The following is a 24,358-nucleotide window of genomic DNA, read 5'->3' as shown; positions in this document are numbered from 1 at the left end:
GGCTTGTCACCGAGCGATTAACCTATTAAAAAAGTAGGTAATACAGGAATTGCTGTCAACGGGAGGATCACGACATGCCCGCACCGGTCATCACCCGCGTCTCAGGGACCATCGGCGCCGAGGTCTCCGGCGTACGGCTCGGCGGCGACCTCGCCGCCGATCTCGTCGCCGAGCTCAGGCTCGCCCTGCTGGCGCACAAGGTGATCTTCTTCCGCGGCCAGCACCACCTCGACGAGGCCGCCCAGGTGGCCTTCGCCGCCCTGCTGGGCCCGCTCACCACCGCCCACCCGACCGTGCCCTCGCTCAACGGGCACGGCAACATCCTGGATCTCGACTACAGCAACGGCCACAAGGTCGACCGCTGGCACACCGACGTGACCTTCATCGACCGGCCGCCGACGGCCTCGGTGCTGCGTGCCGTCGACGTGCCCGCGGCGGGCGGCGACACCCTGTGGGCCAACACGGTCGCCGCCTACGAGAACCTGCCCTCCGACCTCAGGACGCTGCTGAACGGGCTGCGGGCGGTCCACACCAACGTCCACGACTACGTGCGCATCGCGACCGCCGACGACCCGTCGAAGGCCAGGAAGTACGCCGAGGTGTTCGCCTCCACCGTCTACGAGAGCGAGCACCCCGTGGTCCGCGTGCACCCCGAGACGGGCGAGCGCTCGATCCTGCTCGGCGACTTCGCCAAGCACCTCGTGGGGCTGCCGCGGGACGTCTCCGCCTCGGTGATCGCGCTCATCCAGGACCGGGTGACGCAGGTGGAGAACACCGTGCGCTGGCGCTGGTCGCCGGGCGACGTGGCCGTCTGGGACAACAGGGCGACCCAGCACAGGGTGGTGCACGACTTCGGCGGCCAGCGCCGCCGGCTGCACAGGGTCACGATCGCGGGGGAGGTGCCCGTCGGCGTGGACGGACGTCCCAGTACGGTCGTCTCAGGCGACGCCTCCGCCTACACGCCCACCGCCGCCTGACCGCTGATCGAGAAAGGCTCACATGCCTCCGAAGGACCCCGACTCCCCCGGGCCGCGGCCCGGGGGACAGCCGCCCACCACCGACGCCCACACCTCGTCCTTCGGCACCGCCGCCAAGGCGTTCGACGACGAGCACCGGCTCTTCGGCACCGACCTCGCGGCCGCCCTCGCCGACATGGCCGCCATCGGCGATTTCGCGGGCGACGACGAAAGGGGGGTGAAGTTCAAGAACGACTACGTCAAGCACGCCGCCGACGCCGCCACCTACATCGAGGCGCTGCGAGCGGCCTATCCCGAGATCTCCGCCCGCCTGCGCCTGACGACGGCGGCACTCGACATGGCGACGTGGGCCACGATCCAGGCCACGCCCAAGATCCCAGCCCCGCCCACCTACAAGCCCTGATCGGAGATCCCTTGTCCGAACCCACCATCGACGCCGAGGTTCGCAGGCTGCTGGCCGACTTCGCCGAGGAGATGCGCCCCCTGCAGGAGGCGCGCGAGCGCATGGCAGACGTCCGCGGCCACGGGGAGGCCGCCGAAGGGATGGTCCGCGCGGAGGTCAGACCGGGCGGCGCCCTGTCGGGGCTGACCATCGATCCTCGCGCCATGAAGCTGGGCTCGGAGGCGCTGGCCGAGGCGGTCCTCGAAGCCGCGAGCACCGCCGCGGCCGACGCCGCCACCAGGCTGTCGGAGACGGTCGGCGAGACCATGACCCCGTATCTCGAGGACGCCAGACGCTTCTACGACAGCCTCTAACGGCTCCAGCCCTTGCCCAGCTGCCCCGCGCCGACCAGGAGCTTGCTGATCATCTGCTGCCAGGTCGGCAGCAGGCTGGCCGGGTCGTCGAGGATGTCGCCCGGCCGGTTCAGAGCGTTCGCCGTCACGGTGAAGACACTGGATCCGGCCAGGAACACCACGTACTTGTTGAGGTCCGCGTTCTTGGGAAGGATCTTCTCCACGCGCTTGAAGTTGGCGGGATCCACGCTGTAGAAGACCAGGGCCGCGGCGAAGTTCTTGCCCATGGCGGTGAGGTTGTCCGACAGCGAGCCGATGTCGTCGCCGAAGCTGAGCTTGACGCCGTCCACGATCACCTGGTCGGCGATCGCGTAGAAGAGGCTGCCCGAGACGTACTCGCCCAGCCTGAGCAGGAGCTTGGCCTGCACCCTGCGCATGGCCCTGCGCGCGATCCAGTTGGTCATGGCGCCGATCTCCGGCCACGCCATGAACATCAGCATCTCCAGGTAGGAGATGATCGCCATCTGCAGGATCTTGCGCTGGGTGTCGTCCAGCACGTCGGCGTAGTCGTCGCACACCTTGGCCAGGCCGCGCACGTACGCGGAGACCTGCGGAGGGTACGGCTTGAGCCGGTCCTTCCAGTAGTCCTCGAACGCGTCGACGCCGGCGCCCGAGTTCGTCTTCCACACCGCTTCGGCGACCTCGTCCAGGTCGCGCAGGCTGGAGTCCACCCGTGTGGCGATGCGCCGCCACACGGCCGCCACCTCGCGCGCCTTGTCCGGGTCTCCCTCGGGCCACTGGACGAGCAGCATGATCCCGACGAAGGTCGTGATGCTCATGCTGCCCAGGGGATAGACCGTCAGGCGGCTGAGGGGCACGGGCGTCTCCAGATTTTTCAGACGGCTTAAGAAGGGAATTTATAGCTTATGTCGGTTGATCGGGCGAGATCGGCCCATGCCTTCGCCAGCAGCTCGTAGGAGCGCACCCGGTCGGCGTGGGCGTGGGTGATGGTCGTGACCAAGAGCTCGTCGGCGGCGGTCACCCGCTGCAAGGTCCTCAGGCGTTCCGCCACGGTGTCGGGGTCGCCGACCAACTGCGTGTCGATCCTGTCCTGGACCAGGGCCCTGTCACTGTCCGTCCAGACGTGCGCGTCCGCCTCCGCTGGGCTCGGATAGGGGATCGCGCCCTGGCCCGTCCGGATGCTGCGCACCCACAGCCCGTACGGCCCGGCCAGTTCCCTCGCCGTCGTCGCGTCCTCCGCGACCACGGCGTCCGCCGACACGATCACGTAGGGCTCGTCGAGCACCTCGGACGGCTGGAACGCCTTCCTGTAGCCCTCGACCGCCTCCAGCACCGAACTGGGGCTCACGTGGTAGTTCGCGGCGAACGGCAGGCCGCGCTCGCCCGCCACCCGCGCGCTCTGGCCGCCGCTGCTGCCGAGGATCCACAGCTCCACCTCGGCCCCCGTCCCCGGTACGGCTCGCGCCCTGTGGGTCCCGCGCAGGAAGGCCAGCACCTGGTCGATCTGCTCGGCGAAGTCGGGCGTGGTGGCGCCGGGCTGCTGCAGGAGAGCGGCCTGGAGGGCGAGCTGAGGATGCCTGGCCAGCACCGACCAGTCGAACGGCTCGGGGATGAGCAATCCGTCGACCACCCTCGCCCCGCCGGACGCGCCTGCCGGTCCCCCGGCATCACCGGGCTCCTGAACAGCGCCGGCGGCGGGGATGGGGTGCGCCCCTGCGGTGGCGAGCTCGGCCCTGCGCTGACCGGACCGGCCGATGCCCAGGTCGATCCGTCCCGGGTACAGCGCGTCGATCAGGCCGAACTGCTCCACCACCGACAGCGGCGTCTGGTGCCCGAGTTGCACGGCGCCAGACCCCACCCTGATCCGCGACGTCGCCGCCGCCACCAGCGCGATCAGCACGGCGGGCGCCGAGCTGGCCACTCCCGCCGCGAAGTGGTGCTCGGCCAGCCAGTACCTGCGGTAGCCGTACTGCTCGGCGCGCACCGCCAGGTCGATGGTGTTGCGCAGCGCCTGGCCCGCCGTACCGCCGGAGGAGATGGGCGCGAGGTCGAGGATGGACAGCGACGTCATACGGCCACCTCCGGGAACGGGCGACTGGGGATCTCCTTGCGCAGCACGGGCGCGATCTCCGACTGGAACAGCTCCAGCGCGGCGCGATGCTGCGCGGAGGTGAGCCCGTCGGCGTCGGCGTGCAGGTGCATGACCTCGTGGCCGAAGCGCTCGTGATAGCGCAGGACCTTGTCGACGATCTGCTGCGGGCTGCCCACGAGGATGGAGCCGCGCTCGACGGCGTCTTCGAGGGTGTGGAAGACGGGGTCCACGCCCACCTTCCTGAACAGCGCGATCCTCGCCTCGAAGATCGGCCGGTAGGTCTCGAGCGCCTCCTGGGAGGTGCGGGCCGCGTAGTAGCCCGCCGTACCGGCTCCGACGAGGGCGTCGGCGGGGTCGTGGCCGTAGGCGGCCCAGCGCTCGCGGTAGTGCTCGATCAGCTCGGCGTAGGGTTCGACGGGGTTGGTGACGTTCGCGGAGAAGAGCGGGTCGCCGTAGAAGGCCGCGAGGTCGACCGACTCCTTGCTGGTGGCACTGCCGTGCCAGATCCTGATCGGCCGCTGGAGCGGGCGCGGCCAGGTCTCCGCGTCGGTCAGCGAGGGACGGAACCTGCCCTCCCACGTGACCTTGTCCTCGCGCCAGAGCCGGCGGAAGAGCTCGTAGCCCTCGCGGTTGCGTTCCCACTGGTCGTCGGGCGTGACGTGGAAGAGCTGGGCCTGTGCGGCCCCGTTGCCCTTGCCGATGATCAGTTCGAGCCTGCCGCCCGACAGGTGGTCGAGGGTGGCGTAGTCCTCGTACGCGCGGACGGGGTCGAGCAGGCTGAGCGTGGTGACGGCGGTGAACAGCCTGATGCGCGTGGTGCGGGCGGCGATGTGGCTGAGCACCACCGGCGGGGACGAGGAGATGAACGGCCGCTCGTGCCGCTCCCCCACGCCGAACCCGTCGAAGCCCAGTTCCTCGGCGAGCACCGCGTTGTCGACGACCTCCCTGAAACGTTCGGTGGGCGATCGCTCGTCATTGTGAACAATCAACGTGATGGCAAGAAATTTCATGATGCCTTCCCGTAGCGGCTGGTGGGGCGAGGGAGGCCGAGCAGCCCGCGCAGCGTGTCCGCCTCGTACCGGTCCCTGAACGCGCCCCTTCGCCGCAACGCCGAGGTCAGCCCCCGCGTGATCGCCTTCAGGTCGTACGGCAGCGCTCCAGGCCGCAGCCTGAAGCCCTGGATGCCCGCCTCGTGCCAATACAGCAGCAGGTCGGCCAGCTCCTCGGGAGTGCCGGTGAAGATCTTGGCGTCGGAGACCAGCTCGCCGCCGTCGAGCTCGTCGAGCCGCTGCTTGCGCTCGGCCGCGTCCCTGCCGAGGAAGACCACGAGGTCGGCGAAGACCTTCACCCTGGCGGGCAGCTCGGCGACGATGCCGGCCGCGTCCTGCCGCGAGTGCGGCGTCACGTAGACGACGTCGGCGTGCTCAGCCGCGAACGCGTACGGGATGGCCGAGTGCGCCAGCGCCGTCACCACCGGCTGGCCCTGCGGCGGGCGGGGCGTGATGGACGGTCCCTTCACCGCGAAGAAGCGCCCCTCGAAGTCGATGTAGTGCAGCTTGTCGCGATCGATGAACCGCCCGGTGGCCGGATCGCGGATCTCCGCGTCGTCCTCCCAGCTGTCCCACAGCCGCCTGGCCACCTCGACCGCGTCGCCCGCCTCCTCGAACAGGTCTCTGACGGTCTCCTCCCGCAGGGCGCTGACCCTGTCGTCCCCCTCCAGGCCCGCGAAGTCGCGCAGCGGACCCTCGCCGAGCGAAGGCAGCTCCCTGCGCCCGAAGTGCCGGGCCTCGGTGGCGCGGGCCGAGATCTGCGCCCGCCAGCCCGCCCTGCCCTTGCTCACGTGATCGAGCGTGGCGATGCCGACGGCCACGTGGAAGGGCTCGGTGTGCGTGGTCGTCGCCGTGGGAACCAGGCCGATCCTGCTGGTCAGCGGCGCGAGCCTGGCCGCGAGCAGGACGGCGTCGAGCCGCCCACGCACCTGGTCGGTCCGCTCGTCCGGCCCGTCGAGCAGCGTCGACTGCAGGCTGAACGCGTCCTCGATCGTCACGAAGTCGAGCAGCCCCCGCTCGGCCTCGGCGACGAGCCCCGCCCAGTACCGGGCGGACAGCAGCGCGTTCGGCCTGGCGGTCGGCTCGCGCCACGCGGCGGGATGCCAGCCCGCGCCGTCGAGCGCGGCAGCCAGATGGATCATCGGGGACCTCCGATGCCGAGGTGGTCGCGCAGCGTCCTGCCGGTGTACTCGGTGCGGAACACGCCCCGTTCCTGCAGCAGCGGCACCACCCTGTCGACGAACTCGTCGAGCCCGCCGGGCGTCAGGTGCGGCACCAGGACGAACCCGTCGGCCGCGTCCTGCTGCACGTGCTGGTCGATCTGTCCTGCCACGCTCTCCGGCGTGCCGACGAACGTCTGCCTGCCGGTCACCTCGATGACCAGCTCGCGGATCGACAGGTGCTTCTCCTCGGCCAGTGCCCGCCACTTGGCGGCCACCGCCGCCCTGTCGCCGATGGGCACCCGCCCCTGCGTCACGCCCTCCCCCACTTCCAGATCGGGAAGCGGCCCGTCGGGGTCGTGGTCCGACAGGTCCCTGCCCCATACCTGCTCGACGAAGGCGATGGCCGTCTGCGGCCCCACCTGCTGCCTGCGGATCTCGGCGGCCCTCTCCGCCGCCTCCTCGTCGGTGTCGCCGAGCGCGAACGTGGCCGCCGGCATGATCTTCAGCTCGTCCGGCTCCCGCCCGTACCGCTGGAGCCTGCGCTTCACGTCGGTGTAGAAGGCCTTGCCGTCGGTCAGGGACCCGTGCCTGCTGAAGATGACGTCGGCGGTCTCCGCTGCGAACTCCCTGCCGCTGTCGGAGTCGCCCGCCTGGATGATGACCGGACGCCCCTGCGGGCTGCGCGGCAGCGTGAACCGCCCTTCCACGGTGAAGTGCCGTCCGCTGTGGCGAACGGTGCCGATGGCGCCGGGCCTGACGGCATGCCTCCTGGGAGTCTCGCCAGGGGCCCACGAGTCCCACAGGGCGCGCGCGAGCCCGACGAACTCGGCGGCCCTGGTGTAGCGGTCGGCGTGGTCGAGGTAGCCGCCGCGCCTGAAGTTCTCCCCCGTGAAGGCGTCGGAGGTGGTGACCACGTTCCACGCCGCCCGGCCTTCGCTCAGGTGGTCGAGCGTGGACAGCCGCCTGGCCAGTTCGTACGGCTCGTTGAAGGTGGCGTTGACGGTGCCGGCCAGGCCGAGCCTGTCGGTGACGGCGGCCAGCGCGCTGAGCACCGTGAGCGATTCGGGGCGGCCGACGACGTCGAGGTCGTGGATGCGGCCCTTGTGCTCGCGCAGGCGCAGGCCTTCGGCGAGGAAGAAGAAGTCGAACCTGCCGCGCTCGGCCGTACGGGCGAGGTGTTCGAAGGAGGCGAAGTCGATCTGGCTGCGCGAGCGGGGGTCGGTCCAGACGGTGGTGTTGTTGACGCCGGGGAAGTGGGCGGCCAGGTGGACCCGCTTCCCGCTCACCGGCCGTCCTCGAAGGTGTCGGCGAAGGCGGGGTGCTGGTGGAGGTCACGGGCGTAGGCGGACAGGTTCGGGTAGGCGGACAGGTCCGCGAGCCTGACCAGATGGACCCACAGCCGCACGTCCGACTCGGTGATCACGTCGCCGAAGAGGTGGCGACGGTCGCCGAGCCTCCGGTCGAGCCGCTCCAGCGTCTCGGGGGCGGGCCGGCGGTCGAGGCCCGAGTTGATCGCATCGATCTCGGGCCGCAGGTCGGGCGGGTAGAGGTCGACGCCCGACGACCACTGGGTGGCCAGGTCGATGGTGATGTCCGGGTAGTGGTTGCTGACGATCCTGCCGAGCGTCCTGTCCCAGAGCACGGGGACGGAGATGTGCCCGAGATAGCCCTTCTCGGTGGCCTCGTAGGCCTGTTCCAGGAAGGTGAACCCGTTGACCGGGTCGGGTCCTCGCCGCTCCCTGAACGCCCACCCGCGCCCGTCGCGCTCGTCGTCGACGTAGGAGAGCGAGATCACGTCCTCCAGGCCCTTGAGCCTGCGGACGATCACCGCGCGGTGGGCGTAGGGGCACACCCACGAGACGTAGAGGTGGTAGCGCCCCGCCTCCGCCGGATGCTCACGCGACCCGATCCGTCCCTGGAAGGGATAGATCGGGCGGTTCCATCCGGCTGAGGTGTGCGCCCGGCCGGGCCCGTACGGCCCGTAGGCGTCCAGGTCGACAGGGCTCGCGTAGGCCGGTGTATCGGTGGGAGCGGTCACGACAGACTCCTCTTCTCCGCATTGCCTACATAAAAAGTAGGAAAAGAGGGTTATCCTGTCAATGCCCGCACCTCCCCGACCAGCTCGGCGGCCCCGTCGACCGAACCCTGCGCGAAGACCGCCGCCACCCGCTCCGCGAACCCGTCCGGGGCGATCTCCAGCCGTGCCGCCGAGGCGACCATGCCCTTCTCGTTGATCAGCCACCGCCCCGCCCTGCCGTGCAGCGCGTGGCAGGCGACCCCCACCGCCCTGAACAGGCACCCCGCCGTGTACGCGGGGTCGTCGCCCTTCACTCCGTAGCGCGCCAACTGCACGGCGAAGTCGGCCTCCCACAGCCCTTCGACCAGCGTGCGCCCCAGCGGCTCCGGATAGCCCTGCGTGGCCGCCTTCAGCTCCCCGATCTCGCCGGTGGGATCGGCGAAGACCTTGCACATCGCCACCTCACCGGCGTAGGCGTGGGAGTAGAAGCCGAGCGGATGCCCCGCCTGGACACCCACCTCGTACCGGCCCCGCAGGCAGTCGGCCCAGACGGCGCGCACCCTGTCCAGGTCGCGGTAGATCCAGTCGACCCGCCACCCCTCGACCGTCAGCCAGCCGCCGCCGTCGACCCACGGCCCCCATCCGCCGGGCGCCGTCACCTCCACGCTCTGCCCGCTCACCTCCAGGGCGAGTGCCCGCAGCGCCTCCACGTCCAGCGAGCCCCTGTAGTACAGGCCGAGATCGATGTCGGAGTCCGGCCTGTGCGTCCCACGAGCCCTGCTGCCCCCGAGCACCACGCCGACCACCCCTGGGACCCCGGCGAGACGTCCGGCCAGCTCCCGCAATCGCATGTCATCCATGACGGGCCATTGGAGCACAGCGAGGATCAGCCGACGGAAACCCTCACGGAGACGCGGACGGCGTGCAGGCCGGACAGGACGACGCCGGCGACCACCAGCACGAGCAGCAGGTGGTGGTCGATCAGGGTCACGAGGACGACGCCGACGGCGACCGACAGCAGCTGGCTCCCGCCGCTCAACGCCTCGAAGGCCGTGGACACGCGCCCCACGACCTCGTCGGGGCTGCGGCGCTGCAGCAGGGTGCGGACGGCGACGCTGGCGAGAGTGAGGCTGACCCCCGCCAGCGCCATCGAGACGACCATCGCGCTCTCCGCCGGCACGAGCCACATCCCGATCGCCATGCCATAGACGGCGATGCCCGCGCCGACCATGCGCAACTCCCCGAGCCTGTCCACCAGGCGGGCCACGACGAAGCCACTCGCGATGGCCCCGACGCCCATGGCGGTGGAGGTGACGGCGGTGAACTCGGGCGGGCGGCCCAGCCCCTCGATGACGGCGAAGATGAGCGACTCGGACAGCCCGGCCGCCAGGAACATCAGCACGAACGCGGTGACAGCGGGACGGATGGCGCGCTCGTCCCTGATGTGCCGCAGCCCCGCGGTGAACTCCTCGCGCCACCGGCCGAAGGGACGGCGGGCGACGGGAACGGGAGCGGGCAGCAGCGCGAACGCGCACGCCGCGAGGGCGAAGGTGAACATGTCGAAGGCGACGACGGCCCACAGTCCCGCGCCCGTGTAGACGGCGACACCGAGCAACGGGCCCAGCAGCCTGGCCCCATGGCGGGTGGTCTGGAGGGCGTTGTTGGCGTGGGCGAGCAGCTCCCCGGGCAGCATGCTCTTCAGCAGGCCGCTCAGCGCGCTGAAGATCACCGTATAGGAGCAGCCCATCGCCGCGGACACCGGATAGACCAGCCAGTAGGTCTCCACGCCCGTCACCAGGACCAGCGGCAGCAGCGCGACGGCGGAGCACAGGCAGGCGACCACGAGAAAGCGCCGCCGGTCGACCCGGTCGATCACCATGCCGAAAAGCGGCGCGAAACACATCGGCGCGGTGAAGAAGAACAACGCCAGTCCCGCGGCCCCGTCGGACCCCGTCATCTTCTTCGCCAGAATCGACGGGATCAGCAGCAGAGAAGCGTCTCCGAGCAAACTCGCGGCCATACCGAAAAACACCGTCCGGAAATCCCGGCGGCCGAGTACGGCACGCATCAAGTCAACCGGCGCATGGCCCGGCCCGTGGGCAGCACGGGAATCGCGTTGTGCACCATGGAGAAGGTGTCCATTCCTGGAACGACGACCGTCACGACGGGGCAGCCGGGGCCGCGGGGATTCCACCGGAAAAGATAGGCCGACAGTCCGGCGGCGGCCAGTGCGTCGAGGACGGTACCGATCTGCCCCTCGACGGAGGCCTCCCCCGAACCGCCGGCTCTGAGCTCGGCGGGGGTCAGCCGGTCCAGCAGGGGCGCGGGGTCCACGCGCGCGCACCTGTCGAGCAGCGGCCACGGCCGCAGCGATTCCAGCCTGCGCGCCAGCGTCCGGTCGACGCCGAGCGACATGTTGAACCGCGACTGCCCGAGCTCGGTGAACGCCCGCTCGACCGCGTAGGCGGGGTCGAGCGACGCGCCCGAACCCAGCACGCCGGGGTAGTCGCCGGCCTCGAACGGCAGCGCGCAGTAGGCGGGAATGCCCAGGTCGGAGGTGATGTCGAGGAGGAGGGCCGCCTCGTCGGGCACGGCGGCGACCGGCGCCTCCCCGAGGTACCAGTCGAGCAGGGCGTGCGAGAGCGCGTCCCTCTCGACGACCTCCAGCAACCCGTGCAGCACCGCCTCGTTCTCCGTCACGCCCGTCGCCGTGCCGCTGTCGTAGGCGTAGCGCAGGTAGGGCTCGTACCCGCGCAGGTCGTCGCCGGGAATCGGGTGATCCCTGCAGGCGGGCGACCGGGTGAAGGCCGGGTACCACAGCGGTTCGCCGCCTTCCGCCAGCGGCTCCAGCAGCAGGCACGCCGGCGCGGCGGACGGGAAGTCACGGCCGAGCCTGGCGAGCATCTCGTCGCCCTCGATGCCCCGCTGGGCGAGAACCGCCGCCACCGGCAGCACCCGCACGCGTGAGGTATCGGAGGGAAGGGCGGCCTGGCCACGCTCGTGCTGGAGATGCTGCCACGCCTCGAAGAGAGCACTCGCCCTGCTCTGCTCGCCGCGCCCCTTGCCGAGCGACTCGGCCACCAGTTCGCCGGAGGGGGCGACGACAGAACAACGGTGGACGGGAAACTCCGCGGTACCGGAGGACACGAACTCCACCGATAATCCCGAATCCCTGAATAAGGACTCGATGATGCCGAGCGAATCGGCGAGACCGACCTCGCGCTCTCTCCGGGCGCGGGACTCCACGGTCAGCGGACCGTGAACGACTCGTCCAGCAGAACCATTTCCGAGAGCGTGAGCGAGAATTCGTCTTCCAGGACCGAAGTACCTGGCTTGAGCAGGGTCACACCATCAGAGTTGCTGTTTCCCATGACGCCCCTTTCTCGTGTCGATCACCACCGAAACACGAGAAAGGAAAACGGTCAAGAATGGGCGGCGGTGCGCAGTGCCCGGTAGAGGAGCGCGGGGTCGCCGAGGCGATGGCGCAGCAGCTTCTCCAGGCCGCCGATGGGCACGAGGTTCTGCGGCGCGCGCGGATCCTTGTAGTCCACCCCGGCCAGCGAGGGCAGCACGAGCGTCAGCGTGTCGGCCAGCCGTACGACCTCGTCGACGGACAGGTCCGCGCCCGCCTCGCACCTGGCGATCCCCGCCCACGGCGCGGACGAGCGGACCGGCAGGCGTACGTACCAGGCGTGCCGCCGCCAGCTCGTGCCCATGAGGAAGACGGGGGTGCGCTGCCCCGGCGCGAGCGCCGAGACGACCGCGCTCTGCGGCCCCGGCAGGTAGGCCGTGTGGTGGGTCTTGATGTACCCCACGGTGCGCGGCAGGTGGGTGCGCCCGCGCAGGGGCCCGTCGACGAGCAGCAGGTCGTCGGCCAGGGAGCGATACTTGACCGCCAGGTCCACCTCCAGCTGCGTGACCTGGCGCTGCAGCGCCAGCGACAGCTCGTCCATGCTCGGTCCCGAGGCCCGCTCGGCACGGTAGGTGGCGTGCGTGGTCTTGACCTCCGGCGTGTACGGCGAGGCGCTGAACAGCGACCTGCCCACCTCGAGCGCGGCGAGCCTCGCCCCCGAAGGACCGCATTCGACGATTCCCGCCGCGTAGGAGGCGGCGATGCCCGGGATCGGCATCGGCGAGGAGGGATCGTGCACCCACACGCGCGCGTCGATCCTGCGGACCCCGTCGGCGATCAGCAGCGCCTCGGGCGCGACCGTGCCGGGCGGCGGGTCGACCGGCTTCCAGTCGGCCGCGTCCCTCTCGACGTCCAGGACCAGCTCGGCGCTGGTCGGGCCCAGCTCGGCCAGCGCCTCGACGGACAGCGCCGCCGCGTAGCCCGGATCCCATGGATCGACGGTGAACTCGGTCACGGACGCCGTCATGTCCCCGCCCTCCGTAGGTGCGACCCCTTGGCGTCGCGGCCGATCTCGAACCGCACGGGCACCCTGTCGGCCAGCGCGGGAACGTGCGTGACGACGCCGACCATGCGGTCCTGCCCCGCCGCCAGGCGTTCGAGGGTCGCGGCGACCGTGTCGAGGGTGGCGGGGTCGAGCGTGCCGAACCCCTCGTCGAGGAAGATCGAGTCGAGGCTGCGCGCGACGGTGCCCGACAGCGCGAGGGCCAGGGCGAGGGCGGCCTGGAAGGTCTCTCCGCCTGACAGCGTGCGGGCGCTGCGCCGCATGCCCGCCTCCGCGTGGTCGATGACCTCGATGTCGCCCTTGCCGCCGAGCGTCAGCTCGTACTGCCCGTCGGACAGCTCGCGCAGCGTGTCGGAGGCCGTGGCGACCAGGAGTTCGAGCGCCTCCGCGCACAGCCACCGCTCGAAGGCGTTGGCGCGCAGCAGCAGGGTCAGTTCGTGCGCGACCCTGGTCTCCTGCTCCTTCTCGGCGGCCAGCGCCTCCAGGCCCCTCGCGCGCTCGCGGTCCTCCCTGACCCGTTCGAGCCTGCCCTCGGCGCGGGCGACGGCGGTGGCGACGGCCGCGCCGAGCTGGTCGGGCGCGGCCTGCGCAGGGACGGCGATCTCGTGGTCGGCCAGCAGCCTGACGAGCCTGGCCCGCTCCTGGGTACGGCCCGCCTCCACCCTCGCCAGCTCGGCCTCCCGCTCGGTCAGCACCGCGCGAGCCGCTCGCCCCGCCTCGTCCCGCCAGCCGATCAGGGCCGTCCACGCCCTGTGCAGGTCCTCCCGATCGACGGGAGGAGGGGCGCTGCCTCCGGGGTGGGCGCCGAGGCTGAGGACGCGGTCGCGGGCCAGCTCGAGCTCGCGCCACGCCTGCTCCGACCTGTGCCCGGCGCTCTCGGCCGCGCGCCGCGCCTTCTCCAGCCTGGCCCTGCCCTCACGGACGGCCTTGCGCGCCTCTGCCACGACCGCGTCGGCCTTCCGCACGGCGGCCATGCGCTCCTCCAGCGCGGTCCGCTCACCGGGCGGCGGCAGCTCGGCCAGCCTGGCGGCGAACGCCGCGACCTGTGAGTCGAGCATGGCCGCCTCGGTCTCGGCCTTGCCGAACCTGGTCCTGGCGCGCTCGGCCTCGGCCCTGGCGGCGGACAGGCCGCGCTCGGCCGTACCGACGTCGGACAGGGCGGGGTGGTGCGGCAGCTCGGTGAGGGGGCGCAGGCACGTGGGGCACGGCTCGCCGACCGACAGGCGGGCGGCCAGCTCGGCGGCGGTGTGGGCGTCGCGGAGCCGGTCGCGCTCGCGCTCGGCCGCGGCCAGCGCCTCATCGGCGTTCCGCGCGGCCTGGCTCAGGCGCGGCAGCGCGTCACGGGCCTGCGCTGCGGCGCTCCTGGCGGCGGTGGCGGCAGCGGTCACGCGCTCGTGCTCGTCGAGGGCGGCCAGGCGCTGCGCGAGCGTCTGGCGGTCGCCGAGCGCGGCCAGCTCGTCGTGCGCACGGTGTTCGTCGGCCTCCAGCGCCGCCACCTCCTCGGCGACGGACGTCACGGCGGCCACGGCCTGCCTGGCGGTCTCGGCGAGCGTCGGCACCTCTGCGGGCATCAGCAGCGACTGCAGCGCCTTGACCCGGACGGCGACCGCCTCGCGGTCGGCCATCGCCCTGCGGATCTCCTCCTCGCGGGCCCGCAGCAGGTCGAGATCGATCCGCTCGGCCAGCGCGCGCAGCCTGGCGACCTGTTCGCCCGCCGCCTGCTCGGCGGCGGCGTCGGCGCCCGCGAGCTTGCCGAGCTGGTCGCGGGCGAACGAGGCGGCCTGCTTGCTCGCCTCCTCCTCGCGCACGGCACGCTGCCGGATCCGCTCGTAGACGTCCGCGTCGAGGAGCTGCACCAGCAGGTCCTGCCGTTCGCGCGGCGCGGCGTGCAGGAACTCGGCGAAGCGGCCCTGCGGCAACACCACGCACTGGGTGAAGAACTTGTACTCCAGCCCCGTCACCCGCTGCACCTCGGGAGTGACGGCGTCGCCTTCGGCGACGGGCCGCAGCACCGCCTCCAGCACCTGGGTCAGGTCCCCGTGGACGGCGGGGTCGAGCTCGTCGAGCCTGGCCTCCTTGGTGCGGACCGTGCCCTTGGTGTCGCGCTGGAGCGCACGGACCACGCCGTGGCGGCGGCCCCCGCCCTCGAAGACCAGCGCGACCTTGCCCGCGGCGGCCGAGGGGGCGAGCGCGTGGGCGATCACGTTCTCCTTGCCCCAGCGTGGCACCGTGCCGTACAGCGCGAAGCAGATCGCGTCGATCACCGTGCTCTTGCCCGCCCCGGTCGGGCCGATCAGCGCGAAGTAGTCGATGTCGGAGAAGTCGATCGTGACGGGTGCGCGGAAGCTGCCGAAGTTCTCCAGATGCAGCAGAAGGGGTCGCATCAGCCGGTCACCTCGTCGTACAGCCGGTCGAACAGCCCCGCCACCTGGTCGTCGTGCCGCCCGCTGCTGGTGAGGTAGTCGCGGAACAGCTCGCGCGGGCTGCGCGACGCGCTCGACGCCTTCGGTACGGCACGCACCGGCCTGAACCGCTCGTCGAGCGTCACGTCGAGCGCGCCCGGCAGCAACTCCCTCACCGTGTCTGCCAGCCCAGGGCGGGGCTTCTCCTCCACGATCACCTTTAGCCACGCCTCGCCGACGTCCATGGCCTCGAGCTGTTCGAGGGTGCCGGAGACCGTCCGCAGGGTGCGGGCCTGCTCGAACAGCACCTCGCGCACCACCGCGGGCCGTCCTGGCGAGACGTCGATCAGGAGCGCGCCTGGCGTGTTGGCCTCCTCGCCGAAGTCGACGGCGACGGGCGAGCCGCTGTACCAGATGGGGCACGGCCCCGGGATCTGCTGCCTGCGGTGCAGGTGGCCGAGCGCGGCGTACTGCGTGGAGGAGGGGAACGCGGTCGCCTCGAAGTAGTACGAGAAGATCGACTGCGCCTCCCTCTCGCCACCGCCGAACGCCCCGCCGGGCAGCGTGCCGTGCGTGGTCACGATGTTGACGGTGTCGGCCTGGAAGGGGGCGGTCAGCGCGCCGAGCAGCTCGCCGACCCTGGCGGCGTAGTCGCGGTTGTGCTCGGCCGCGGTCCCCGTCAAGACCTCGGCCGCGCGCACCACGTACCTGTGGGACAGGAACGGCAGGACGGCCAGCCGTACGGGCTCGCCCGTCCTCGCGGTGAAGGACAGCGTGCCGCCCTTGTCGGGACGGCGGAACGCGCCGACGACCTGGATGCCGAGCGCGCCGAGCACCGGGCGGTAGACCTCGAACAGGTGCGGGTTGTCGTGGTTGCCCGCCAGCACCACCACGTCGCGCCCGTCCTCGCGCAGCGCCATCAGCGCGGGCATGACCAGCGCCTGGGCCTCGGGCGTGGGGGCGGAGGTGTCGAAGACGTCGCCCGCGACGATGACCGCGTCCACGTTCTGCTCGCGGGCGGTCGCGACCAGCTCCCTCAGCACCGCGCGGTGCTCGTCGATGCGGGAGCGGCCTTTGAGCACCTTGCCGACATGCCAGTCGGCGGTGTGCAGGATCTTCATCGGGCTCCGATCAGAACGGCGGGATGTCCTCTTCTTCGACCAGTCCTTGGAACGGGTCCTGGCTGGCCTGTTTGATCGGCACCGCCTCCGACGGCCTGGTGGCCCACGCGGGGAAGGGGAAGGCGACGGCGAGCGGCACGGGGATCTCGGGCTGGGCGACGAACATGGTGCCCGGCTTGGCGATCGTGGCCCTGTCCCTGACGGCAGGGGGCAGCCAGCCGTACTCGGACCTGCCGGCCTCGGCCGGGTCGAGACGGCCCGCCACGCGCACGGCGCTGTTGGAGACGATGCGCCGCTCCACCTCGGAGGCGGTCTGCTGGGCGCCGATGAGGATCACGCCAAGCGAACGGCCGCGCTCGGCCACGTCGAGCAGGATCTCCTTGATCGGGGAGTCGCCCTCGCGCGGCGCGTACTTGTTGAGCTCGTCCAGTACGACGAACAGCAGCGGTCTGGCCGTGCCCGAACTCTCCTTCCTGGCGAACTCGCCCCGCAGGACCACGCCGACCACGAACCGCTGGGCGCGCTCGGGCAGGTTGTGCAGGTCGACGATGGAGACCTGCGCGTCGGACGTGCGGATCGAGTGGGGGCGCCCGCCCGCCACGTCGCCCCTGATGATCGGCGACAGCGCCCTGACCGCGCTGCGCAGCCGGCGCAGGAACGCGTTGACCGTGCCGAGCGGGGTCTGGGCGCCGGTCCACGTCACCCTGCTCCCCTCGTCCATGAGCTGGTCGCTCAGCAGGTCGACCAGGTCGGGGAAGGTGCGGCACACCCCGCCCTCCGGCAGCTTGACCGCGCCGCCCTCCACCGGCACCGCCCACGCCGCCAGCCGCGCCGCGACCTGGCCGACGAGCAGCGAGTAGCCCGCCCGCTCGTCGTCGGCGTCCGCGAAGACGAAGCGCAGCAACTCCTCCGTGCAGAACTCGGCGAGCGTCCAGTAGAAGGCGCTGACGCCGTGGGTGCGGGCCGAGACGTGCGGGACGGCGTTCGGGTCGTTCGGGCGCGGCGGGGCGAAGACGTGCACGCTCCCGAACGGCTTGGCGGGCAGGCCGAGACGTTCGTACGCGGCGGTCGCGGCGGCGTCGAGGCGGCTGTTCGGGTGGTCGAGGAAGAGCAGGTCCTCGCCCTTCACCGAGAAGATCAGCGCCTTGGTGTTGGCGGCCTCGCTCTGGAGGACCCCCGAATTGAAGATCGAATACAGGAGGAAGGTGGCGAACGAGGTCTTCGTCGCCACGCCCGAGACACCCGAGATGGAGACATGCGCGCCGCGCGTGCCGTCGAGGAAGTCGAAGTTGACGTAGAGGGGCTGGCCGTCGCGGCCCGTGCCCATCGGGATGCGGCGGTCCATCACGTCGAAGTAGAGCGCCTGGTCGCGGTCGCCCGAACCCGCCCGGTAGACCACCTCTCCGGGCAGCGGCGGCACGAACACCTCCGGCTCCACCCTCGTGACCCGCACCTCGGCCACCTCCACGACGGCGGCCGGCAGCGCGCCGTCGGCGATGAGGAAGACGTCAGAGTCGTAGGCGGCGCCCTCATGCCTGGCCTCGACCGCCGCGACCACACCCGCGACCAGCACCTGACCGTAGCCGGGCACCTCTCTGCGGGTGACCACGACGTCGTCGAGCTGGACGACCCTGCCCGGCTCCAGTCCGATCCAGAAGGAGAGGGGGGATGCGGCCTGCGTGCCGAGCACCCTGCCGACCGCCTCACCGGACACGCCCGCCCCAGGCGTCGCCGTACGGCCCGCCACTCCGTTCTCGATCACTCAGCCCCTCCGCCCCCATAACGCCCTCAACCGCAGCGTAATGGCGTTGGGGGTGTGGGTTCGGCATCTTCCCCGGGTCCGGTGGGTTTCGCCTCGCGAACCACGGCGCTCCGACTCCGCCCCAGAAAGACCTTAGCCCCCGCGTGCGCTCATTCAAGAGCGATCTTCACGACCGGACAAGACGGCACCGCGCCGGCGGAGCGGGTCAGACGATGACGTAGCCGAAGGCGGGCGGCTTGCCGACGGCGCGTTCGAGCTGGCGGAGTACCTTGCGCGGGTCGTCGTTCGGGCCCGCGACGTAGAACGGCCTGCCGTCCCTGCCGAAGGAGACGGTCCCGGCGATCTTCCCCTCGCCCAGGTGGCCCTCGGCGGGCGCGAAGTCCTCGTGCGGCTCGAAGCCGAGGCCCCTGGCGTACTCGACGGAACCCAGGACCAGCTCCCTGGCCAGCTCGAACGGCGCTTCCTGCCAGCCGGGGAAGTCGGAGAAGAAGTAGTCGCGGAAGCGGCGCAGCTCGCGCTCGTCCATGGTGTCGGGGCCGACGGTGTTCTTGACGCCCAGGCAGTAGGTGTCGATCAGGTAGCCGCAGACCAGGAACTTGTCCCAGCCGTGCTTGCGGGCGACGAGCACGCAGACGGTGCCGTTGGTGCCATCCTCTGCCGGAGCCTCGTCGACCCAGCCGTCCGCGGTGAGGCCGACGCTCCAGCCGGTGTTCACCCAGCTTCCGACGACCTCTCCCGCCTCACCGGCGGGAGACTCGGCCGCGATCGCCCGGACCAGCGGCGCCACCCTTGACGGCGGTACGCCCAGCGCGCGGGCGATCTCCTTGGGCGACTTGCCCTGGCCGCGCAGTTCGCGAACCTTGTCAATCAGCTCCATCGTGGTAGCGCGGAGGGAACCACCTGCGTAGGCCGGCGGGTGAATCCGCGCTCCCTCCCTTCGTTTTGTCGGAGCCCGCCGGTACCGTTGATCCGCCGGGTTGATCGTGAGGGGGGTGGGTGTGCGCAGGTCGTTCAGGTTCCTGCTACGTCCCACCAGCAAGCAGGCCGCCGCACTCGCGCAATGCCTGGAAGATCATCGCCAGCTCTACAACGCCGCTCTCGAGCATCGCCGCACCGCCTACCGCAAGGCGGGCGTGAGCGTCCGCTACGGCGACCAGTCGGCGGAGTTGAAGAACATTCGTGCCGACGACGCCGAGGGGCAGGGCCGCTGGTCGTTCTCCTCCCAGCAGGCGACGCTGCGCCGTCTGGACAAGGCGTTCTCCGCGTTCTTCATGCGGGTCCGCGAGGGCCGCACGCCGGGTTTCCCCCGTTTCAAGGGGTGGGGCTGGTTCGACACGGTGGAGTGGCCGAAGGACGGCGACGGGTGCCGATGGGACTCCCAGCCAGGACATCCGACGACTACGTTCGTCCGGCTTCAGGGCATCGGACATGTGAAGGTCCACCATCACCGGTCGGTGAAAGGCCGAGTGAAGACGATCAGTGCGAAGCGGGAGGGTTCCCGCTGGTATGTGATCCTTTCCTGCGACAGCGTGCCCGCCGAGCCACTGCCCGCTGCCGGCGCGGTGGCCGGGATCGACCTGGGTGTGGCCTGGCTGGTGACCACGAGCGATGGCGGGCACGTCACCAATCCGCGCCATCTCGTAACGTCGGCAGACCGGCTCGCGGCGGCGCAGAGGGACTTGGCTCACAAGAAGCGAGGCTCTTCTCGTCGCGGTCGGGCTGTCGCTCGGGTCGCCGCCTTGCACGCCAAGGTGCGCCGTCAACGCCTGGACTGCGCGCACAAGGCCGCGCTGACGCTGGTCCGCGACTACGACATGATCGCGCATGAGGCCCTTCGGATCGCGAACATGACCAAACGGGCGGCGCCTGAGCCTGACGGCCAGGGCGGCTACCTGGCCAATGGCGCATCGGCCAAGTCCGGTCTGAACAGATCGATCCTGGACGCGGGTTGGGGAGTGTTCCTGACGGTCCTCGCGCACAAGGCTGAAAGCGCCGGTCGCGAGCTGATTGCGGTGAACCCCTCCAGCACCTCCCGCACCTGCGCCCGATGCGGGCACAGCGCAAGAGAGAACCGCGTCACCCAAGCCGAGTTCGTCTGTATGGCATGCGGGCACACCGCCCATGCCGACGTGAACGCAGCGATCAACATCTTGAGGGCAGGGCTTGCCCTTCGTGAGGCTGCGGGAGCGGCTTAGCGAGAAGCTGCTCCTTTCACGGAGCGGAGGAGTCACAAGGATGGGACTTTATCGCCTCGGCCCCCTGATCGCCGATTTGGGCGAGGTGATCATGGCGACGTTGTCAAGCCTTCCTGCGACGGACCACCGGCGCGCAGCGCCTGCCCTCGGTGATGGTGTCGAAGGCCATGCGCTCGCCTACCAGGTGATCGGGGTGTGGACGTTGCGCAGCGGCTCGCCCGCGCCACCCGGAGGCGCCGCCCAGAGGACGGCGTTGGCCAGCACCCGCTGGACGCCCTCGTGGTGGAAGATCGGGTATTTCTGGTCTCCTGGGCTGAAGTAGAAGACGCGTCCCTTGCCCCTGCGGTAGCAGCAGCCGGCGCGGAAGACCTCGCCCCCGGTGAAGGAGCTGATGAAGACGAGCTCGTCGGGAGTCGGAATGCCGAACGGCTCGCCGTAGGTCTCGTGCTGCTCGATGACGAGCGGGTTGGGCACCCCCGCGGCGATCGGGTGCGCGGGGTCGATCGTCCAGACCAGCTCGCGCTCTCCCGCGTCACGCCAGGTCAGCGTGCAGGTGGTGCCCATCAGCGAGCGGAAGACCTTCGAGTAGTGGCCCGAGTGGAGCACCAGCAGGCCCATACCGCCCAGCACGCGCTCGTGGACGCGGGCGACGACGTCGTCCGAGACGTCCTCGTGGGCGGCGTGCCCCCACCAGGTCATGACGTCGGTCTCGGCCAGGACCTTCTCGGTGAGGCCGTGGGAGGGCTCGTCCATGGTCGCGGTCCTGACCGTGACGTTCCCGCCCAGGCGTTCACGCAGCCCTGCCGCTATCGCGCCGTGCAGGCCCTCCGGATAGCGCCGCCTGACGTCCTCCTCCTGCCGTTCGTGCACGTTCTCGCCCCACACCGTGACGTTGATGGTCACGCCGCCTTCTCCCTTCGGTCAGCACTCCCGCCACCGCCGCCAGCAGCCAGGCGGCGGTGAAGACGACCAGCCAGTTCCACCCTGCCCTGCCGTACACCATGCTGCCCAGCGTTCCGCCGACACTGCTGCCTACGTAGAAGAAGAGCGTGTACATGCCGGACACGTGGCCGCGGGCTCCCTCGGGGGCCTCGGCGGCGGCCCAGCCGTTGGCGACGGCGTGCGCGGCGAAGAAGCCCCCGGTGAGCACGACCAGCCCGGTGACGACCAGCGTCAGGGAGTCGGGGATGGTCAGCAGCGTGCCGAGGACGGTGATCAGGAGGGCGCCGACGAGCACCGGGCGCTTGCCGTACCTGCCGACGAGCCTGCCCGCCGCGCCCGAGGAGAGGGTGCCCATGGCATAGGCGAGGAAGACCAGCGAGGCTATGGCTGGAGCGAGGCCGAGGTCGTGGATGAGCCTGAATCCGGCGGCGTTGTAGACGGCGACGAAGGAGCCCACGCCCGCCGCGGCCACGCCGTACTGCGCGAGGAGCACAGGGCGGCTGAAGGCCGCCCGCATGCCGCCCCCGTGCCTGGTCTTGGCGCGCGGGGGCGAGGGCGGCAGCGTCAGAACGGTGACCACCGCGCACAGCGCGGACACGCCCGCGACGGCGGCGAGCGCGCCGTGCCAGCCGAGGGGTTCGGCGACCAGCCCGGCAGCCAGGCGGCCCGCCATGCCGCCGACCGAGTTGCCAGCGATCATCGCGCCGACGGCGGCGGCGACTCCCGCCCCGCCCAGCAGTTCCATCAGGTAGGCCGCGGCGACTCCGGGGAAGCCGGCGATGGCGATGCCCTGCAGGGCTCTGAGGACCAGGAGCGTCTCGAAGTTCGGCGCGAGCGGCAGCAGCAGGCCGAGCACGGCCGAGGCGACGACGGAGATGAGGATGACCCGCCTCCTGCCCACGACCTCCGACAGCGCGGCGACCGGCAGCACGGCGACGGCGAGCGCGCCCGTCGCCACTCCCACGGCGAGGGAGGCGCCGCCGGGGTCGAGCCGGAAGTCCGTCGCGAGCTGGGGCAGCACCGACTGCGGGGCGTAGAGGAGGGCGAAGGAGGAGATGCCCGCGGCCGCGACGCCGGCAGTCACCCGAGGAGCGATAGCCACGCCAAAGAAACTAAGCAAAGCTAATAAATACGTCCAATACCGCAATATGCGAAAATTCATACCGTGATGCATGAATTGGCTCCCAACTTGGAACTCCTGGCCGCGATCAGGGAGACCGAGCACGTGACCAGGGCGGCCGAGCTGCTCGGCGTGCCCCAGCCCACGGTGAGCAGGCGGCTCGCCGCGCTGTCCGAAGCGGTCGGCACCCCGCTCGTCGTCCCGCACGGCAGGGGCGTCAGGCTGACCAGGGCCGGCCGCACGCTCGCCGACGCGGCGGTCCGCGCGCTGGCGGTGATGGCGACGGGCGTCCGCGAGGTGCGCGAGGAGATCGATCCTGGCAGCGGGCGGATCGTGCTCGGCTTCCTGCACCTGCTCGGCCGCTCGCTCGTGCCCGCGCTCGTGGGCGGCTTCCGCGAGCGGCACCCGGGGGTGCGGTTCAGCCTGGTCCAGGGCTCGCGCGAGGTGATACTGCGGCGGCTGCGCGAGGGCGAGATCGACCTGGCCTTCGTCGCCCCACTCCCCTCGGACGACCCCGACCTGACCGGCACGCCGCTGGCCAGGCAGGAGCTGATGCTCACCGTCCCTGCCGCGCACCGGCTGGCAGGGCGCAGGCGGGTGCGCGCCGCGGAACTGGCCGACGAGGATTTCGTCACCCTGGAAAAGGGGTACGGCGTGCGCCAGATCACCGACGACCTGTGCGCCGCCGCCGGGTTCAGGCCCCGCATCACGTTCGAGGGCCAGGAGTCGGACACCGTGCGCGGGCTGGTCACCGCCGGCCTCGGGGTGGCGCTGCTGCCCGGAGAAGCGACCGCGCCGCTGCAGGGGGTGGTCGAGATCCCGCTCTCCCCCGCGGTGTTCCGCACGATCGGCGTCGTCAGACCCGCCCAGCTCACGCCCGTGGTGCGAGCCTTCCACGCGCACGTGGTGTCGCGAACGCGGGACTTCGGGCCCGAGTTCAGCCCGCCCGCGGAGAACAAGAGGTCTTCCCACGGGGGCGAAAATTCGTTATAACAACCTAACGACCTGATGAATCAGGAGGCCCCCCAATGAAGACCTCGACGATGCGGGTGGCCGCGGTGAGCGCGGCCGTGGCGGTGGTGGCGGCAGGGTGCGGCGGCGGCGCCGAGGGCCCGAAGACCACGAAGATCTCGTTCCTCACACACTGGGGCCCCGACCAGGTCAAGGCCCTGGAAGCGGCCGCCCAGGCGTTCCAGAAGCAGAACCCGGGCATCACCGTCGACATCCGCGCCGTCCCGTTCGGGAACCTGCTGTCCACGCTGCGTACCCAGGGCGCCAGCCCCAACGGGCCGACCATCGCGAGCGTCTACGACCTGTGGCTGCCCGAGCTGGTCCGCGACGGCCTGGCAGGGAACATGCCCGCCGACGCCGAAACCGAGCTCGCGGCCAACTGGCCGAAGAACCTGATCGAGGGCGTCACCAAGCAGGGCGGCCCGCGCGGCTACCCCAACGAGGTCGACCTCTACGCGCTCAACTACAACAAGAAGCTCCTCAAGGAGGCCGGCGTCGCCGCCCCGCCCAAGACGTGGGCGGAGCTGGAGGAGGCGGCCGCGAAGCTGTCCAAGGACGGCAGGCAGGGTTTCGGCGTGATCACCAGCTGGCCCGCCGGCGTCGTGCACCCCTGGCTCTCGCTGGTCAACTCCAACGGCGGCAGGCTCCTCGACGGCGCTGTCCCCAAGCTCGACGACCCCAAGACCGTCGCCGCCGCCCAGCTCTACGCCAGGCTCGTGAAGTCCGGCGCGACACAGCCGAAGATGAGCAACGCCAACGCCAACACCACCGGCCCCTACCTGGACAACTTCGTCAACGGCAGGACCGGGATGATCATCATGGCGAACTGGTGGCAGGGCGCGCTCAAGGAGGCCATGGGCGAGCGCTACCAGGATGTGGGCGTCGCCCCCGTCCCCGTCGGACCGGACGGCGGCGGCAGCGCCCCGGTGTCCTATTCCTGGCTGACCATCGTGAACGGCAAGGCCGACCAGGCCAGGCAGCAGGCCGCGTGGAAGTTCCTCACCTACCTCAACGGCAAGGACAGCGGCAAGAACGGCTCCTCGGCGATGGGCGACATCCTGACGTCGATGGGCATCCTGCCGAGCCGCACCGGCGACCTCGAGGCGCACCGGGCGGAGCTGTCCGACCCGTTCCTGTCCGCCTACGTCGCCGAACTGGCCAACGCCGTCCCGTTCCCCGCGGTGCTGGGCGGCGAGGCGATGAGCCAGGCCGTGCAGAAGCACGTGGAGAACGTCGTCTTCGGCAAGGAGACGCCGGAGGCGGCGATGAGCGCGGCCCAGCGGGAGGTCGCCGACATCCTCACCAAGGCAGGCACGTGACGCGGCATCGTCGCAGC

The 24,358-nt window shown here is 70.9% G+C and carries 22 protein-coding genes; 6 read left to right on the top strand and 16 right to left on the bottom strand.

The window, feature by feature from the left end; translation table 11 throughout:
* The first annotated feature begins 74 nt into the window (after nucleotides 1-74).
* From ACFSKW_RS33160 to ACFSKW_RS33150, 3 genes are read left to right on the top strand one after another with little or no spacing between them, the layout of a single operon-like run.
* Complete coding sequence (locus ACFSKW_RS33160; RefSeq protein WP_379576514.1) at nucleotides 75-977, top strand: TauD/TfdA dioxygenase family protein; 903 nt, start codon at nucleotides 75-77, stop codon at nucleotides 975-977.
* Between the two features lie 22 nt (nucleotides 978-999).
* Nucleotides 1,000-1,380, top strand: coding sequence for a hypothetical protein (locus tag ACFSKW_RS33155; RefSeq protein ID WP_379576512.1), 381 nt, complete (start codon nucleotides 1,000-1,002; stop codon nucleotides 1,378-1,380).
* A gap of 11 nt (nucleotides 1,381-1,391) precedes the next feature.
* Nucleotides 1,392-1,733 (top strand): YbaB/EbfC family nucleoid-associated protein, encoded by a 342-nt coding sequence (locus ACFSKW_RS33150; RefSeq protein ID WP_379576510.1) that lies wholly within the window; start codon nucleotides 1,392-1,394, stop codon nucleotides 1,731-1,733.
* Here ACFSKW_RS33150 and ACFSKW_RS33145 read toward each other — a convergent pair.
* From ACFSKW_RS33145 to ACFSKW_RS33080, 14 genes are all read right to left on the bottom strand, one after another.
* The gene (locus ACFSKW_RS33145) at nucleotides 1,730-2,551 is read right to left on the bottom strand and encodes a WXG100-like domain-containing protein (RefSeq protein ID WP_379576508.1); all 822 of its coding nucleotides are present in this window, start codon (nucleotides 2,549-2,551) and stop codon (nucleotides 1,730-1,732) included. The two genes, ACFSKW_RS33150 and ACFSKW_RS33145, sit on opposite strands and share 4 nt — an antisense overlap.
* A 65-nt stretch (nucleotides 2,552-2,616) precedes the next feature.
* On the bottom strand, nucleotides 2,617-3,804 hold the full coding sequence (locus tag ACFSKW_RS33140) for an MsnO8 family LLM class oxidoreductase (RefSeq protein WP_379576506.1): 1,188 nt from the start codon (nucleotides 3,802-3,804) through the stop codon (nucleotides 2,617-2,619).
* On the bottom strand, nucleotides 3,801-4,835 hold the full coding sequence (locus ACFSKW_RS33135; RefSeq protein WP_379576504.1) for an LLM class flavin-dependent oxidoreductase: 1,035 nt from the start codon (nucleotides 4,833-4,835) through the stop codon (nucleotides 3,801-3,803). Before ACFSKW_RS33135 ends, ACFSKW_RS33140 begins: the two co-directional genes overlap by 4 nt.
* Nucleotides 4,832-6,016 (bottom strand): LLM class flavin-dependent oxidoreductase, encoded by a 1,185-nt coding sequence (locus tag ACFSKW_RS33130; RefSeq protein WP_379576502.1) that lies wholly within the window; start codon nucleotides 6,014-6,016, stop codon nucleotides 4,832-4,834. The genes ACFSKW_RS33135 and ACFSKW_RS33130 overlap by 4 nt, the downstream gene beginning before the upstream one ends.
* Entirely contained in the window at nucleotides 6,013-7,323 is a 1,311-nt protein-coding gene (locus ACFSKW_RS33125) for an NtaA/DmoA family FMN-dependent monooxygenase (protein ID WP_379576501.1), read from the bottom strand. The genes ACFSKW_RS33130 and ACFSKW_RS33125 overlap by 4 nt, the downstream gene beginning before the upstream one ends.
* Nucleotides 7,320-8,075: a glutathione S-transferase C-terminal domain-containing protein gene (locus ACFSKW_RS33120; RefSeq protein WP_379576499.1), complete on the bottom strand. Its 756-nt coding sequence runs from the start codon at nucleotides 8,073-8,075 to the stop codon at nucleotides 7,320-7,322. Before ACFSKW_RS33120 ends, ACFSKW_RS33125 begins: the two co-directional genes overlap by 4 nt.
* 50 nt (nucleotides 8,076-8,125) lie before the next feature.
* Nucleotides 8,126-8,914 carry a nucleotidyltransferase domain-containing protein gene (locus ACFSKW_RS33115; protein ID WP_379576497.1) on the bottom strand — a complete coding sequence of 263 codons (789 nt, stop codon included), beginning with the start codon at nucleotides 8,912-8,914 and terminating at the stop codon, nucleotides 8,126-8,128.
* 26 nt (nucleotides 8,915-8,940) lie between these two features.
* Nucleotides 8,941-10,074 (bottom strand): MFS transporter, encoded by a 1,134-nt coding sequence (locus ACFSKW_RS33110; RefSeq protein WP_379576495.1) that lies wholly within the window; start codon nucleotides 10,072-10,074, stop codon nucleotides 8,941-8,943.
* A 47-nt stretch (nucleotides 10,075-10,121) separates the two neighbouring features.
* Entirely contained in the window at nucleotides 10,122-11,210 is a 1,089-nt protein-coding gene (locus ACFSKW_RS33105; RefSeq protein ID WP_379576493.1) for a YcaO-like family protein, read from the bottom strand.
* Between the two features lie 266 nt (nucleotides 11,211-11,476).
* Nucleotides 11,477-12,433 (bottom strand): hypothetical protein, encoded by a 957-nt coding sequence (locus tag ACFSKW_RS33100; RefSeq protein ID WP_379576492.1) that lies wholly within the window; start codon nucleotides 12,431-12,433, stop codon nucleotides 11,477-11,479.
* Complete coding sequence (locus ACFSKW_RS33095; RefSeq protein WP_379576490.1) at nucleotides 12,430-14,853, bottom strand: AAA family ATPase; 2,424 nt, start codon at nucleotides 14,851-14,853, stop codon at nucleotides 12,430-12,432. The genes ACFSKW_RS33100 and ACFSKW_RS33095 overlap by 4 nt, the downstream gene beginning before the upstream one ends.
* Entirely contained in the window at nucleotides 14,853-15,992 is a 1,140-nt protein-coding gene (locus tag ACFSKW_RS33090) for an exonuclease SbcCD subunit D (RefSeq protein WP_379576489.1), read from the bottom strand. The genes ACFSKW_RS33095 and ACFSKW_RS33090 overlap by 1 nt, the downstream gene beginning before the upstream one ends.
* Before the next feature lie 10 nt (nucleotides 15,993-16,002).
* Nucleotides 16,003-17,754, bottom strand: a complete 1,752-nt coding sequence (locus ACFSKW_RS33085; RefSeq protein ID WP_379576487.1) for an ATP-binding protein — start codon at nucleotides 17,752-17,754, stop codon at nucleotides 16,003-16,005.
* Nucleotides 17,755-17,959: 205 nt separating this feature from the next.
* On the bottom strand, nucleotides 17,960-18,631 hold the full coding sequence (locus ACFSKW_RS33080) for a helix-turn-helix domain-containing protein (protein ID WP_379576486.1): 672 nt from the start codon (nucleotides 18,629-18,631) through the stop codon (nucleotides 17,960-17,962).
* A 121-nt stretch (nucleotides 18,632-18,752) separates the two neighbouring features.
* On the opposite strand from ACFSKW_RS33080, the gene ACFSKW_RS33075 reads away from it, so the two are divergent.
* Nucleotides 18,753-19,949, top strand: coding sequence for an RNA-guided endonuclease InsQ/TnpB family protein (locus tag ACFSKW_RS33075; protein WP_379576484.1), 1,197 nt, complete (start codon nucleotides 18,753-18,755; stop codon nucleotides 19,947-19,949).
* A gap of 177 nt (nucleotides 19,950-20,126) precedes the next feature.
* On the opposite strand, the gene ACFSKW_RS33070 is transcribed toward ACFSKW_RS33075, so the two are convergent.
* Both ACFSKW_RS33070 and ACFSKW_RS33065 read right to left on the bottom strand, forming a co-directional pair.
* The gene (locus ACFSKW_RS33070; RefSeq protein ID WP_379576483.1) at nucleotides 20,127-20,852 is read right to left on the bottom strand and encodes a ThuA domain-containing protein; all 726 of its coding nucleotides are present in this window, start codon (nucleotides 20,850-20,852) and stop codon (nucleotides 20,127-20,129) included.
* Nucleotides 20,740-21,993, bottom strand: coding sequence for an MFS transporter (locus ACFSKW_RS33065; RefSeq protein ID WP_379576481.1), 1,254 nt, complete (start codon nucleotides 21,991-21,993; stop codon nucleotides 20,740-20,742). The genes ACFSKW_RS33070 and ACFSKW_RS33065 overlap by 113 nt, the downstream gene beginning before the upstream one ends.
* Before the next feature lie 66 nt (nucleotides 21,994-22,059).
* Between ACFSKW_RS33065 and ACFSKW_RS33060 the strand changes: the two genes are divergently transcribed.
* Together ACFSKW_RS33060 and ACFSKW_RS33055 are read left to right on the top strand one after the other, a co-directional pair.
* Nucleotides 22,060-23,004 carry a LysR family transcriptional regulator gene (locus ACFSKW_RS33060; protein WP_379576909.1) on the top strand — a complete coding sequence of 315 codons (945 nt, stop codon included), beginning with the start codon at nucleotides 22,060-22,062 and terminating at the stop codon, nucleotides 23,002-23,004.
* Nucleotides 23,005-23,039: 35 nt separating this feature from the next.
* Nucleotides 23,040-24,341 (top strand): extracellular solute-binding protein, encoded by a 1,302-nt coding sequence (locus ACFSKW_RS33055; protein ID WP_379576479.1) that lies wholly within the window; start codon nucleotides 23,040-23,042, stop codon nucleotides 24,339-24,341.
* The last annotated feature ends 17 nt before the right edge of the window (nucleotides 24,342-24,358 follow it).

It is taken from the genome of Nonomuraea mangrovi (assembly GCF_042681425.1).
GTDB classification, from domain to species: domain Bacteria; phylum Actinomycetota; class Actinomycetes; order Streptosporangiales; family Streptosporangiaceae; genus Nonomuraea; species Nonomuraea mangrovi.
The sequence above is the reverse complement of the archived record's forward strand: the minus strand, read 5'-3'. Positions and strand labels throughout refer to the sequence as shown.